Here is a 15,405-nt window from a genome sequence, read left to right on the forward strand (position 1 = left end):
AACACATTAAAGATTGTTATAAATGTGCCATTATCTGCTTTGACAATCATTTAATGTGTTTGCTTTAGTTATTCCGATACATAGCAACAAGTTACTTTTAGAAGTTCATTGTTATCATCGATTTAAAAAGGAATGGTGGGTGTATTATGTTTTTAGTGATTAACATAATTGGATTATTTGTTTTCTTAGGGCTTGCTGTATTATTTTCTAGAAACAAAAAAAATATCCAATGGAAATCGATTGGGATATTAGTCGTTTTAAATTTATTCTTAGCTTGGTTCTTTATGTCTTTTACTTGGGGAAAAACAGCTGTACAAGGTTTAGCAAATGGAATTTCTTGGGTAATTGATTCTGCCCATGCGGGGACTGGCTTCGCTTTTGCGAGTTGGGTAGAACCTGGCGCGATGGATATGGCAGTAAGTGCGTTATTTCCTATATTATTAGTTGTTCCATTATTTGATATTTTGATGTATTTCAATATATTACCAAAATTAATTGGTGCAATTGGCTGGGTATTAGCTAAAATTACGCGCCAACCTAAATTCGAATCATTCTTTGGGATAGAAATGATGTTTTTAGGTAATACTGAAGCACTTGCAGTATCAAATGAACAATTGAAACGAATGAAAGAAACGCGTGTACTAACAGTCGCAATGATGTCGATGAGTTCGGTATCTGGTGCGATTGTAGGTGCATATGTGTCTATGGTGCCGGGAGATTTAGTATTGACGGCAATTCCATTAAATATCATTAATGCGATTATTGTGTCTTCAATTTTAAATCCTGTATCTGTAGAGGAAAAAGAAGATATTATTTACAGTATTCGCAATGATGAAATAGAGCGTCAACCATTCTTCTCATTCTTAGGAGATTCAGTTTTAAATGCCGGTAAATTAATTTTAATTATTGTTGCATTCGTTATCAGTTTTGTAGCACTTTCTGATTTGATTGATCGCTTTATCAACTTGCTAACAGGTATTATAGGTGGTTGGGCAGGTCTTAAAGGAAGCTTTGGCTTAGATCAAATATTAGGTGCATTCATGTATCCATTCGCATTACTGCTTGGTTTACCGTGGGATGAAGCATGGATTGTAGCACAACAAATGGCGAAGAAAATTGTAACGAATGAGTTTGTAGTAATGGGGCAAATTAAAGATGTAATAGATTCTTATTCTCCTCATAGACGAGCTGTTATTACGACATTCTTGATATCATTCGCGAACTTCTCAACAATCGGTATGATCATAGGTACTTTAAAAGGTATTGTTGATAAAAAAACATCAGACTTCGTATCTCAATACGTGCCAATGTTATTACTTGCGGGTATTTTAGTGTCATTAATGACTGCGGGGTTTGTAGGATTGTTTGCTTGGTAAGAAGTTGTAGATAAAATATAGTTTCAGAATGCCAACAAAGTCGGAGACTTTGTTGGCATTTTTTTATGCACGCTTTTACAACGAGTGGTTTACCAATGTTCTAAAATTATAGACAATAAAACTTTGTGGGTAGTTTTTACGTTTTTGAAAATACTTCATAGTTAAACATTTCACATAAAAATAAAGCCAAGTAAATGAAGTGAGGAGACACATTCATCATTACTTGGCTTTTACGGGAAATGAATTAATTATATATTAATAGTAAGGACTAGGTACCATTAATATACTCGAGCAAAAATTGTTTTGTTTGTTACTATAAACAACACAAAGGAGATGGCTTCTTATTGGCTATCAATAAGAAGATAGATTTTATTATAGCAAAGGAATGCGCTAAAGTAAACCGAAAATTCAGAATTTTTAAAAATTGAAAAACTTAATTTTATAATTCACTTTATAATTGCTTTTTGAATATAATTTTCATGTGTTTTTATGTCTGGTGGATGTTGTGGTATTGGTCATTTTTTGCTAACATTCAATTGATTGAAGCAAATACAAGGGGGTCGTGTAGGTGAATAAAACAGTACGTGATTTAATATTAGTCCTATTTGGATCATTTGCATTCTCGGCAGGGGTAAATACATTTATTATATCTGCTGATTTAGGTGAAGGAGGAGTGACTGGTTTAGCAATCGTACTATACTATGCCTTTCATATTTCTCCTGGTATTACCAATTTTGTATTTAATGCTGTGCTTATTGCAATTGGTTATAAATTTTTAAGTAAAAGAAGTATGTATTTAACGATTGTGGCTACAATATTAATATCGATATTTTTAGAATTAACAGCAAGTTGGCAAATTGAAACTGGAAATATATTAGTTAATGCGGTATTTGGTGGTCTATGCGTTGGTTTGGGTATCGGTGTTATTGTACTTGCCGGTGGTACAACAGCTGGAACAACGATTTTAGCAAGAATTGCTAATAAATATTTGGATATAAGTACACCATATGCATTGCTATTCTTTGATTTAATTGTAGTAGCAATTTCACTAACAGTAATTCCAATTTCTAGCGCGCTAGTAACAGTTATTTCATTGTATATTGGTACTAAAGTAATGGAATATGTAATAGAAGGTCTAAATACGAAGAAAGCAATGACAATTATTTCAAGCAATCCTGACGAAATAGCAAAAGTCATTGATGAACAAGTTGGGCGTGGACTGACTATTTTAAATGGTAGAGGTTATTTCACTAAACAAGATAAAGATATACTTTATGTTGTAATTACTAAAACACAAGTTACCAAGGCGAAGCGTTTGATAAGAAATATAGATGAGGAAGCCTTTTTAGTTATTCATGATGTGCGTGATGTTTATGGTAATGGTTTCTTGATTGATGAACATTAACTTATTTTAAAATATAAGTGCTTGAAATATAAATAAAGATTTTTATACTGCCATGAAGTCTCCTGACCTCATGGCAGTTTTTTTAAGTACGCCTTTTGTTGTCACAACTTAAACCTGTAATTTATGGGTTTTGTTAGATTATCTAGATAGCTGTCTGGTGGATATTGAAGTTATTATATTAATGGTGAAACAACTAGTTATTTTTAACGTAATTTAACATTATATAAGATTATAAAAGGGATATTGTCTCTTTTTAATGTATATTAAATTAATCAAAAAGAGCGTTGAAAAGGATGAGATTTAATAGTCATAATATATAAAAAATGATATAATGTCATCTGTGATAATGATTATCATTTATTAAATTGAACTAATGATATATACGATGAATTGAGACAAATTAAATGTAAAAAAATATATAGTGCATTATGCTTATTTATATAGGAAGAAGGGAATTTATGAGTCGCTTAGAAGGAGAACAAGTTACTATTGGTTATGGGGAGAACGTAATTGTTGAAAACTTAGATATCCATATACCTGACGGTAAAATCACATCAATTATAGGGCCGAATGGTTGTGGCAAATCCACATTATTGAAAGCGTTATCGAGATTATTACCTATTAAAAGTGGCGTAATCAAATTAGATGGTGAGAACTTACACGCACAAGCAACCAAAGATATTGCTAAAAAAATTGCGATTTTACCACAATCTCCTGAAGTTGCGGATGGCCTTACAGTGGGAGAATTAGTATCCTATGGACGTTTCCCTCATCAAAAAGGATTTGGACGTCTTTCAGCAGAAGATAAAAAAGAAATCGATTGGGCGTTGTCAGTTACAGGCACATATGAATTTAGGCTACGTCCTATTAATGATTTAAGCGGAGGTCAACGTCAAAGAGTATGGATAGCTATGGCATTGGCGCAACGTACAGATATTATCTTTTTAGACGAACCAACGACATTTTTAGATATTTCACATCAATTAGAAATTTTAGAGTTAATCACGCAATTAAATAAAGAACAAGGTTGTACTATTGTTATGGTTTTACATGATATTAACCAAGCTGTGCGATTTTCAGACCATTTAATCACTATGAAAAATGGAAATATTGTTGCTAATGGTGAGACTGAAGAGGTATTAACTAAAGAAATTTTAGAAAAAGTATTCAATATAGATGTTGAAATTAGCACAGATCCAAGAACAGGGAAACCTATGCTAGTGACGTACGATTTATGTAGAAAAAGTTATTCGGAAGTTTAGAGGCTAATTATGACCACAAAGAAAAAGGGCAAGTTGAATTTTACAACTACATTTATAATAGTGTTTATATTATTAGTAGTTGCTTTAATTGTGTCGATTCTATATGGGGATGCAAAAATCCATATATCTACTATATTCGAGGCAGTGTTCAATTATAATCCTAAAAACCAACAACATAATATTATAAGTGAAATACGTATTCCAAGGGATCTCGGAGCAATCTTAGTAGGGGTTGCCTTAGCAACTTCAGGCGCTGTAATTCAAGGGGTTACTAAAAATGGTCTAGCGGATCCAAGTTTAATTGGACTAAATGCTGGTGCTTCATTTATGCTGGCACTGACCTTCGCATTTTATCCGTCAGCACCATTCATCATATTGATGTTAGCAGGCTTTATTGGTGCGCTCATAGGTGGCTTTTTCGTCTTAATGATAGGAAGATCAAGAAGCGATGGTTTTAACCCGATGCGAATTATATTGGCCGGAGCAGCAGTTAGTGCGTTACTAACAGCCTTAAGTCAAGGCGTAGCGCTATTATTTAGATTGAACCAAAGTTTAACATTTTGGAGTGCTTGGCGGTGTATCTGGAACAACTTGGAATCAGTTGATGTGGGCAGCACCTTTTATTTTGGTGGCGCTTATCATTATGGTGAGTATGAGTAAACAATTAACGATTTTAAATTTAGGTGAAACATTGGCTAAAGGCTTAGGGCAAAATGTGGCGTTTACACGTGCTATCACTTTAATTTTATCTATGGTAATGGTCGGTGTAGCTGTTGCTATGGTAGGACAAATTGCATTTGTTGGCTTGATGGTACCACATATTGTGAGATATATAGTCGGTACAGACTACGCCCGCGTTATTCCACTCACAGCATTAGTTGGTGGTTTGTTGATGCTTGTAGCTGATACGGTTGCCCGTATGTTAGGTGAAGCGCCAGTTGGAGCCATTATTTCCTTTATAGGTGTACCTTACTTCTTGTATTTAGTTAAAAGAGGAGGTCGCTTCTCATGATAGATCCGAAACTGAGATATAAACAATGGTTAACAATGGTGATTCTGATTATACTTGTGCTTCTCGCTTGTGCGTGGAGTATGACTTCAGGTGAGTATAAGATGTCGGTAGGTACGTTCTTTAAGACCTTATTTGGTCAAGGCGCATATACCGATACATTGATATTAATGGAATTTAGAATGCCACGGATGATTATTACGATTTTAGCCGGAGCGGCATTAGCTATGAGTGGCGCGATTATCCAGAGTGTTACCAAGAATCCGTTAGCTGAGCCAGGTATATTAGGCATTAACGCAGGTAGTGGTTTTGCTATAGCGCTGTTTATGGTTATAGGGAATGTAGATGCTTGGAAACTTTGTCTATGTTCTACCAATCATAAGCATGATTGGTGGCATCTTAACAGCACTTATTATCTTCTCGTTTAGTTATAATAAAGGTGAAGGTATTACCCCTTCAAGCATGGTACTTGTAGGGGTAGGCATGGCTACTGCATTAAGTGGTGGTTCAATGACTTTGATGTCCACATTTGATGAAGATCAATCAGAGTTTATTGCATCTTGGCTCGCGGGTAATATTTGGGGTGATGAATGGGCATTTGTAATTGCGTTTTTACCATGGGTTCTCATATTAATTCCATTTTTATTATTTAAGTCTAATGTTTTAAATTTATTAAATACACATCAACACATAGCTCAAGGTGTAGGCGTAAAAATTGGAAGAGAACGTATTGTATTATTACTCGTTGCAGTTATATTATCTTCTACTGCTGTTTCAGTAGCGGGTTCAATTGGCTTTATTGGCTTGTTAGGACCACATATCGCTAAATCGATTGTTGGTCCAAGACACCAACTCTTTCTACCTATTTCAATATTAATAGGTGCATTTTTACTCGTGTTAGCAGATACGGTGGGGCAAGTGATATTACAACCTTCAGGTATCCCAGTCTGGTATCGTCGTCGCAATCATTGGTGCACCTTATTTCTTATATTTAATGTATAAATCAAAATCAATATAAATATTAAAAAAGGAGTTTGGACAAAAGTACATGTCCAAGCTTCTTTTTTTAATATTTTTGGTAATAATTACAAAAGAAATCATTATCAATTTTCATATGTTAGCGTTTGCATTCATGTGTAGGGTATACTATAAATGAACATTCAAATTAGGAGGTCATCTCTATGAAAAAACTAATTAAAGATAAAACACAATTTTTAACAGATATGTTGGACGGACTTTCGATAACGAATAATGAAATTGAAGTCATTGCAGATACTGTTGTTGTAAGAAAAGAGAAGAAAAAGCAAGGTGTTGCTCTAGTTTCTGGTGGTGGAAGTGGTCACGAACCTGCACATGCTGGTTATGTAGCAGAAGGGATGCTCGACGTCGCTGTCTGTGGTGAAGTATTCACATCACCAACACCTGATAAAATTCTAAGTGCGATTAAAGCAGTTGATAATGGAGATGGTGTATTACTTGTAGTAAAAAACTATGCTTGGTGATGTTATGAATTTTGAAATGGCACAAGAAATGGCAGAGATGGAAGACATACAAGTAGCAACAGTTATTGTTAAGGATGATATTGCAGTAAGCGATGATGATAAAAGAAGAGGCGTTGCTCGGTACAGTATTAGCACATAAATATGCTGGATATTTAGCAGACCAGGGTGAGTCATTAACTAACATTAAAGAAAAAGTAGACCAATTTTTACCAAGTGTAAAAACATTAGGTATGGCTTTAACTGCGCCAATGGTACCGACAACTGGACAATATGGATTTGATATTGAAAGTGATGAAATGGAAATCGGTGTAGGCATCCATGGAGAAAAAGGATTATCTAGAGAAAAAGTGGAAGCTGTAGATCAAATTGTCGAGCGATTAATTAAAGCTTTAATGGAAGAAGTAAGCTCAGAAAAACTTATCGTTATGGTGAATGGTATGGGTGCAACACCATTATCTGAACTTAATATAGCAACAAAATATGTAGCAGAAAATTTCCAAGAAAAGCATATTGATGTTGTACATTGGTTTGTGGGAGATTATATGACTGCATTAGATATGCAAGGCTTATCTTTAACATTAGTCCCATATACAGAAGAAGTGTTAACAGCTTTAACTGAGTCTACAGCAAGTCCTTACTTTAATTAATAAGTCATAGATACGATAAGGAGTGGAACATAAATGAATGTAAGTGAATTAAAGGAAAGATTACTTAATTTAGTAGAAGTGTTTGAAGAAAAAGAAGCGCTATTAACAGAATTAGATCGAGCTATAGGCGATGGTGACCATGGAGTGAACATGGTTAGAGGATTTAAAGCATTACCAGAGAAAATAGATGATAGTTCCATGCAAAATTTATTGAAGTCTACAGGTATGACATTGATGTCTAATATCGGTGGTGCTTCAGGCCCACTGTATGGTTTTAGTTTTGTGAAAATGTCTCAAGTTGTTGGCGATGAGTTAGATGCTACAAACTTAAAAGAAGTATTGAATTCATTTTCTGAAGCAATTAAGCAAAGAGGTAAAGTTGAATTAAATGAGAAAACAATGTATGACGTCATAGAACGCGCAAACGAAGCGGTACAACAAGGAGAAACTTTAAATGCAGATGTGCTACAAACATACGCAGACGAAACAAAAGATATCGTTGCTACAAAAGGCAGAGCATCGTATTTTAAAGAAGAATCAAAAGGTCACATTGACCCTGGTGCACAGAGTAGTGTTTATATATTAAACGCATTGATTGGAGATGAATAATTATGACGAAAATTGTAATTGTGAGTCATAGTGAAGATATTGCAAACGGTACAAAAGCATTATTGGAACAAATGGCAGGAGATGTTCCAATATTAATACAGGGTGGCGTTGAAGGTAAAATTGGAACATCTTACGATCATATACAAGAAATGATTAATGATTTAGACGATGATGCACTTTGTTTCTATGATATTGGTTCTGCAGAAATGAACTTAGATTTAGCTATTGAAATGTATGAAGGTAAGTATCAAGTAGAAAAAGTCGATGCACCGATTGTTGAAGGTAGTTTTACAGCCGCTGTTAAATTATCAGTAGGCGGTTCTATCGAAGAAATTGTTGATGATTTGAAACGCAATTTCGGATAAATAATTTACTTATTGATGTTGATAGACTATTGGTAAAGGTTAGGTAATTAATATATTATAAGGACTTCAATTAATATGGCAAAAAGTTTCATTTTTATATGAATATATAAATAGTCTGTGGTAGAATAGAACCTAACTGTTATAGAAATCTGGATACCTAGGAGGACATTGCCATGAAAGATTTAATACAAAAGCATGTCTTAAACGGCGAATTCGAGTCAGTAAAACGTTTAATGTCCCAGACAGATTTTATGGAATTTGAAGAGGCGTACATTTCAAGTGCACATGAAGTAGAAAGTGTCATGTTTTACACATGTATTTTAGATATGATGAAAGTAGAAGAAACTGCAGAAATGCATGATTTAGCTTTTCTATTATTAGTTTATCCATTAAGTGAATTACAAGGTGCATTGGACTCAGCTTATTATCATGCAGAATCATCCATAAAACTTACGGACAGTAAAGAAGTAAAAAGTCTGTTACAAATGTTATTGTTACATGCAGTTCCTGAACCAGTCATTTCTGATAAAAAAGCATTTGATGTGTCTCGACAAATACTAAAATTAGATCCGTCTAATAGTGTTGCGCGTAATGTGCTTAAAGAAACGGCTAAACGTATGGATAATGTCGTTGTAGACTTTAATGAACTAAATCGCTATAAAAATGCACATTAATTAACATGCTTAGCAATAAAAACATATTCAACCGAAAATCTCTTTTTTAAATTGAGGTTTTCGGTTTTTAATTTTATTTTTTCTAAAAAGCATTATTAGGTTGCATATACATAATAAAATTTCACTAAAATTATAGAAATACAGTGACAATTTAAATATTGTGATATATGGTTAACTTGAAAGCAATAAAAAATTTAAAAAATTTATAGTTTTTAAGTAGAGATAACAAGTGCATAATAAATGTATAAAATTACAGAGAATAAAAGCCTCAACCTGTTGTGAGCTTGATAATACAGAGTTTTTATTTATATTTAAAAATAAAAATGAATTTTTAAATGTATGTAAATTCACTAGATGATTAGTGTAAAAATTAATTAATAGTGTGAATTTGAAATTTGTCGTGTTGCAAAATAATGACAGTGCGTTATAATAACTCAATGTGTTAACTTAAGAGGAGGTTATAAATCACATGGGCTTGAATAAAGAAGCTATAAAAATTGGTTTCGCTTATGTTGGTATCGTAGTAGGTGCTTGGCTTTTCAACGGGACAAGAAGTAATGCAATTCTTTACTCCTTATGGGCTTTGGTCGTATCTAGGAGTTATTATATCAGGATTGATATTAGGATTTGCAGGTCGACAAGTTGCTAAGATTGGTACTGCATTCGATGCGCAAAATCATGAATCCACTTTAGATTATTTATTCGGTGGTGTATTTAGTAAGATAATTGACTATTTACTTATCTTCTTCTTATTTGGTATCTCAGTCACGATGATTGCGAGTGCAGGATCAACGTTTGAAGAAAGTTTTGGCATACCAACGTGGTTAGGTGCATTAATTATGGTGATTGTTATCTACATTACATTATTAATGGACTTTAACAAAATCGTACGTGCGTTAGGTATGGTAACGCCATTCTTAATTATTTTAGTTGTTATCATTGCAGTATTTTACTTATTTAATGGAAATATTTCCTTTGCAGAAGTGAACCAAACAGTTCCAGAGGCGAGTATTTGGAAAGGTATCTTTTACGGTATTATTTATGGTGGGTTAGCATTCGCAGTTGGTTTTAGTACAATTGTTGCGATTGGTGGAGACGCGTCCAAACGTAAAATATCTGGTGCGGGTGCATTATTTGGTGGTGTTGTATATACAATATTACTAGCGCTAATTAACTTTGCATTACAATCAGAGTATACGACAATTAAAGATGCTTCTATTCCAACACTAACGTTAGCAAATGAAATTCATCCTTGGATTGGTTTAGTATTATCTATTATTATGTTAGCAGTTATGTACAATACAATTCTTGGTTTAATGTATTCGTTTGCCGCAAGATTTACAGAACCATATAGTAAAAATTATCATGTGTTTATAGTTGCAATGGTGCTCGTAGCTTATGCATTAAGTTTCGTAGGTTTCGCAGACTTAATTAACTTCTTATATCCAATCATGGGTGTAATTGGCTTAGTTGTAGTTATTGCAGTACTTATTAAATACTATTCAAGAAAAAATCAAAATAAAGATCACATAGCGTAACCGTGATGAAATAAAGTATAAATAAAATTAGGACATAAATCCTAGATTTAATAAATGGCTGTTAGAATCCTATTGGATATCTAGCGACCATTTATTGTTTTGAAATATGATATGAACCTATATAGAGATGAATTTATAATTATAAACGTTAGTTGCTCAATTTGATTTTTAAAATAAAGAAGAAGGCAGTTTAGTCTATTATAATCGTTCAAATAAATACTACTACGTAATTATTAATTATGATACAATGCATGCGAAAGGGAAGGTCGAGCATGAAGAAAAAACATAAATGGACAATTATCGCTATTGTTGTTTTTGTTGTCGTTGCAATTGTGATTGCAATATTACTTAAGCAACAATATGACCGACAAAATGCGCAAGAATTTAAAGAAAAAGTACAAATTAATAATGAAAATGTAAATGCATTTACTAATATAACTTATAGCAGTGGGATACCCAATAGTCGCTTAGATATTTTAACGCCTACTGAATTAGATCAAGATAATAAATTGCCTGTCATTTTTTGGTTACATGGTGGAGGATTTATCGCAGGAGATAAACAATATAAAAATCCGTTATTATCAAAATTTGCTGAACAAGGTTATATCGTAGTGAATATTAATTACGCACTTGCACCTGACTATAAATACCCAACACAGTTAAAACAAATTGATCGTGCAGTTCAGTTTATCAAACAGAATAAACATGAGTTGCCTATAGATTTTGATCAAGTTGTTTTCGGTGGTGACTCAGCAGGCGCCCAATTATCCAGTCAATTTACAGCTATCCAAACAAATGAATCATTACGAGAAGATATGGAGTTTAACCAACAGTTTGAACCGGAACAAATAAAAGCGAGCAATCTTTTTTGGTGGCTTTTATGATATGAAAACGGTGAAAGAAACAGAGTTTCCTAGAATCCAGCTCTTTATGGAAAGTTACACTGGCAAGAGAGATTGGGAACAACAATTTAAATATATCAGTGAAATGTCTACGATAAACCAAGTGACAAAAGATTATCCACCGACATTTTTATCAGTAGGGGATGCAGATCCATTTTATAGTCAAAACATTGATTTTTATAAAAAACTAAAAGAAAAAGATGTTCCAGTTGATAAACTATTTTATGATGGATCACATAATTTGAGACATCAATACCAATTTCATATGCAATTACCGGAGTCACAGCAAAATATGAAAGATACATTGAGTTTCTTAAGTAGAAATACAAGCGCTTCTGGTGTAGAGAGAGAATTGAAGCCCGAATCAAAAAATCCTGAGGGTGTTCAATTGAATCCTTACTAATGAGTAAACAGTAAAATCAACTAGACGTAATAAAGTTATATAAAAGATTTCAAAAAAACAGCTTATAGATCTCCTGTAATGGAAACTATAAGCTGTTTTTAGTTCTAGTCGTGGGCTCATACAACGAAATGTTATGAGCAAAATTGGATTGCTGTTCCATTCCCATGTATTAATTTATACTTAAACAAGAATAGTGAAACGTTTAATATATAAACATTGAGGTAGACTAAAGTAATAACTTAGACATTATATATTTATTGAAATAACGCCCATCGATATAAAGTTTATCTCGAAGTTCGCCGTCAATTTGATATCCAGCAGACTTTAAATAAAGCTACCGCTGTTTCGTTTTCAGGGACTACAGAAACTTCAATGCGGCGAATGTTATGGTTTAAACACCATGCTTCAATAGAATTAATAAGTGATTGGCCAAGCCCTTTTTCGCGATAGTGTCTAATAACACCCATTGAAAAATGTGCTTCATGACGTGTACGTTCAAACTTTTCAGTTGTTACGATTGAAAAACCAACAAGTTCTCCGTTATTTTCGGCAACATATATCGCATTGGACGGTGATGTTATATAATGTTCCAAGTTTGAAACGGCATCACTGTTAGATGGCGCATATTCACCAGGATTATATATTAAATATTCAGATTCATCATAGATAGTAGTTAATAATTTTACAAATGGATCTATATCATTGATACCGATTTCACGAATTTGATGAACCATATGTGTCCACTCCTCATTTCTATTTTGCTGTTACTCAGTTATAGTATAACTTAACATCATTAGCATGATTTTACTAGGAGATATTTAAATAGAGACAAATTAAAATAAAGGAAGTATAACTATGAAACCTAATATTTTATTAGCAGGTGTAACAGGCTATATAGGGAAAAACTTAATACAATCTATTAAAGATGAGGCGACGCTTTTTACGATGTCGAAATATCCTAAAGAAGATGAGTTTCAAGAAGTGACATGGTTAAAAAAAGATATTTATAATTATAATGATGTCCTTGAGTCAATGGAAGGTATGGATATGGCCATCTATTATTTAGATCCAACCAAGCATTCAGCAAAGCTGACCAAAGCAACAGCTAGAGATATGAATTTAATTGCCGCTGATAATTTTGGACGTGCGACAGCTAAAAAAGGAATTAAAAAAATCATTTATATTAGTGGGAGTCGCTTTGATAATGAGTCAATAGAGCGATTGTCGGCGTATGGAACGCCTGTCGAAAAAACAGAAGTAAAAGTTTCACGACCTCATGTTGCAGTCGAGTTACAAGTTTCAAAGTATGATGATGTACGAAGTGCACTTAATGTACAATTGCCAATGAACTGGACCTTAAATCAAATGGTGGAATATTATTTTGATTGGTTAAATAAAACTAAAGGAACGATGTTACATACTTATAATGAAGGCGATAATTTTGTTGTCTATATCAAAGATAAACGCAATCCAATACTTGTACTTCATAAAACGATAACAGAAAGCGATATGATTACATTAAATTTAGTAGGTGGATCGATAGTAAAACCGAATCTAACGAAACAAGGAAAGTTAGAATTCCGAAAGCTGGAAGGAACACAAACTGTAATCGTCCATTTATATGATTATATTCCTAAACTCATCTGGCCAGCGTATTACTTGTTCCAATCGCCATTTCAAGATTTGATGATGAGAGGATTTGAAATAGATTGTCGTATAAAACATTTCAATGGTCGTATACAATCAGGTGAAGAAATAAAATATACTAAATAATTGAAAAGGTGATCATGTGGACATTTTATTAGTAGAAGATGATATGACATTATTTAAAGAACTGAGTGAAGAATTAGAACAATGGGACTTTCAAGTGCATGGCATCAGTGATTTTAATGATGTTATGTCAAAATTTGAAGAAGTGAATGCTCGCAATTGTAATTATGGATGTTAAATTGCCTAAGTATGATGGTTTCTATTGGACTCGAAAAATTAGAGAGGTCTCCAATACACCTATTCTATTCTTATCTTCACGGGATAACCCAATGGACCAAGTTATGAGTATGGAATTAGGCGCAGATGATTATGTCCAAAAACCATTTAATACGAGTGTACTTATTGCAAAACTACAAGCTATATATAGACGCGTCTATCAATTCAGTATTGATGAGAAGCGTGTACTGTCTTGGCAGGAAACGACTTTAGATTTATCTAAAGATAGCATTAGTAAAGGTGATGCTCAAATCTATTTATCTAAGACTGAAATGATTATCTTAGAAATGCTAGTGAAAAAGCAAAATCAAATCGTTACTAGAGATACTTTGATTACAGCATTGTGGGATGATGAAGCATTTGTAAGTGATAACACGTTAACTGTTAATGTGAATCGTTTAAGAAAAAAGTTAGCTGATATTGATATGAATGATGCGATTGAAACTAAAATAGGCAAAGGGTATATGGCGCATGGCTAACATTCAATGGTTATTTATCTTTCTACGCTCACGATTAAATTGGATACTTTGGCTCATATTATTACATTTCATTTTTCTATTTATTGCATATTTAGATTACGATATCAGTGTAAGTAGTATTTTTTATATTATTATTTTGAATTTAGGGATCTCAGTTATTTTTTTGTTATATACATATATAAAGGAAGTAAAATTTTTCAAACATTTGTACAATAACATCGAGCCTGAAGAACTAAAGCATAAATCTCTTGCCGATACACCATTTCAACAAGAGATGGTCAATTATTTGTATAATCAAATTACAAGTCAGAAAATGTTAGTTACAACTCAGAAAAAACAAATTCAAACAACTGAAGCGTCATTAACTGATTTCGTGCATGATATTAAGACACCAGTAACGAGCAATGAAGCTACTGATCGAAAAAGAGCAAGATGTAGAGCGAAAGTACGCCTTGCTTTTTGAGTGGTCGAGAATTAATGGAATGTTAGACAGACAATTATTTTTAACGAGATTAGAGTTTCAAAATAATGATTTATATTTTGAACATGTAGCATTAAAACGTCTTATTATAGAAGAAATACAAATCACAAGGTATATTAGTCAATCTAAAGGCATTGATTACGATCTTGATTTTGAAGCGGACTATGATGTCTATACAGATACAAAATGGTGTCGGATGATGATAAGACAAATTTTATCTAATGCTATTAAATATAGTGAAGATAGTACAATTCACATTAAAGCTCATATAGTTAATAAACATGTAACACTTGAAATTATAGATGAAGGTAGAGGAATTAGTAAGAAAGATTTGCCGAGAATTTACGATAAAGGATTTACTTCCACTGCTTATCGTAATGAGACCACTTCATCGGGCATTGGTCTATATTTAGTAGGTAACGTTAAAGACAAATTAGGAATCCGAGTGGATATCACTTCAGAAGAACAAATTGGAACCAAGGCTTCATTTATGTTTCCTAATCAAAATGAACTTGTTGCAAGATTATCTGAAAAGCAATGAAATCTGTTATGATTTCATTGCTTTTTAATTATGAAATTCGCAAATTTAAAATGTGAACTATAATAAATTTTAGAAAAATATATTTCGGACAAAATTTTTGCTCCTACAAATTTTAAATGTTAAGAGATTGTAAATTTAATTGTGGAATTGTAAATTTTGTGCTATTTTCATATAAGGACAAATCAACATTTGTGAGATTTTTTAACCGGTATAGAAGCAAAGACTC

7 protein-coding genes and 8 pseudogenes are annotated in these 15,405 nt (G+C 32.9%); 14 read left to right on the forward strand and 1 reads right to left on the reverse strand.

The genetic code is table 11. From position 1 onward, the window contains the following. Positions 1-146 precede the first annotated feature (146 nt). From ABLV90_RS06815 to ABLV90_RS06865, 11 genes and pseudogenes are all read left to right on the forward strand, one after another. Positions 147-1,376 (forward strand): NupC/NupG family nucleoside CNT transporter, encoded by a 1,230-nt coding sequence (locus ABLV90_RS06815; protein ID WP_021339383.1) that lies wholly within the window; start codon positions 147-149, stop codon positions 1,374-1,376. A gap of 568 nt (positions 1,377-1,944) precedes the next feature. Next, positions 1,945-2,781 (forward strand): YitT family protein, encoded by an 837-nt coding sequence (locus ABLV90_RS06820; RefSeq protein WP_021339384.1) that lies wholly within the window; start codon positions 1,945-1,947, stop codon positions 2,779-2,781. A 458-nt stretch (positions 2,782-3,239) separates the two neighbouring features. Continuing rightward, positions 3,240-4,043, forward strand: coding sequence for an ABC transporter ATP-binding protein (locus ABLV90_RS06825; protein WP_069832646.1), 804 nt, complete (start codon positions 3,240-3,242; stop codon positions 4,041-4,043). Positions 4,044-4,052: 9 nt separating this feature from the next. After that, a pseudogene (locus tag ABLV90_RS06830) lies at positions 4,053-5,055 on the forward strand (FecCD family ABC transporter permease). Further along, positions 5,052-6,070: pseudogene (locus ABLV90_RS06835) on the forward strand (FecCD family ABC transporter permease). The pseudogenes ABLV90_RS06830 and ABLV90_RS06835 overlap by 4 nt, the downstream one beginning before the upstream one ends. 163 nt (positions 6,071-6,233) lie before the next feature. Beyond that, positions 6,234-7,201 (forward strand): annotated as a pseudogene (gene dhaK / locus ABLV90_RS06840) (dihydroxyacetone kinase subunit DhaK). A gap of 33 nt (positions 7,202-7,234) precedes the next feature. Beyond that, complete coding sequence (gene dhaL / locus ABLV90_RS06845) at positions 7,235-7,810, forward strand: dihydroxyacetone kinase subunit DhaL (RefSeq protein WP_069832650.1); 576 nt, start codon at positions 7,235-7,237, stop codon at positions 7,808-7,810. Positions 7,811-7,812: 2 nt separating this feature from the next. Beyond that, positions 7,813-8,175, forward strand: a complete 363-nt coding sequence (gene dhaM / locus ABLV90_RS06850) for a dihydroxyacetone kinase phosphoryl donor subunit DhaM (protein WP_069832651.1) — start codon at positions 7,813-7,815, stop codon at positions 8,173-8,175. 173 nt (positions 8,176-8,348) lie between these two features. Next, positions 8,349-8,849, forward strand: coding sequence for a hypothetical protein (locus tag ABLV90_RS06855; protein WP_002508377.1), 501 nt, complete (start codon positions 8,349-8,351; stop codon positions 8,847-8,849). Between the two features lie 469 nt (positions 8,850-9,318). Next, positions 9,319-10,387, forward strand: a pseudogene (locus ABLV90_RS06860) (hypothetical protein). Between the two features lie 272 nt (positions 10,388-10,659). Continuing rightward, a pseudogene (locus tag ABLV90_RS06865) lies at positions 10,660-11,692 on the forward strand (alpha/beta hydrolase). Positions 11,693-11,918: 226 nt separating this feature from the next. Here the strand turns inward: ABLV90_RS06865 and ABLV90_RS06870 are convergent. Then, positions 11,919-12,426, reverse strand: a pseudogene (locus ABLV90_RS06870) (N-acetyltransferase family protein). 121 nt (positions 12,427-12,547) lie between these two features. Here ABLV90_RS06870 and ABLV90_RS06875 point away from each other — a divergent pair. From ABLV90_RS06875 to ABLV90_RS06885, 3 genes and pseudogenes are all read left to right on the forward strand, one after another. Then, positions 12,548-13,465 carry a Rossmann-fold NAD(P)-binding domain-containing protein gene (locus ABLV90_RS06875; protein WP_069815222.1) on the forward strand — a complete coding sequence of 306 codons (918 nt, stop codon included), beginning with the start codon at positions 12,548-12,550 and terminating at the stop codon, positions 13,463-13,465. A gap of 16 nt (positions 13,466-13,481) precedes the next feature. Next, a pseudogene (locus tag ABLV90_RS06880) lies at positions 13,482-14,157 on the forward strand (response regulator transcription factor). Further along, positions 14,150-15,179: pseudogene (locus tag ABLV90_RS06885) on the forward strand (sensor histidine kinase). The pseudogenes ABLV90_RS06880 and ABLV90_RS06885 overlap by 8 nt, the downstream one beginning before the upstream one ends. Positions 15,180-15,405: the final 226 nt, after the last annotated feature.

The organism is Staphylococcus sp. 2S1, from assembly GCF_046721335.1.
In the GTDB taxonomy this organism is placed as follows: Bacteria; Bacillota; Bacilli; order Staphylococcales; family Staphylococcaceae; genus Staphylococcus; species Staphylococcus equorum_A.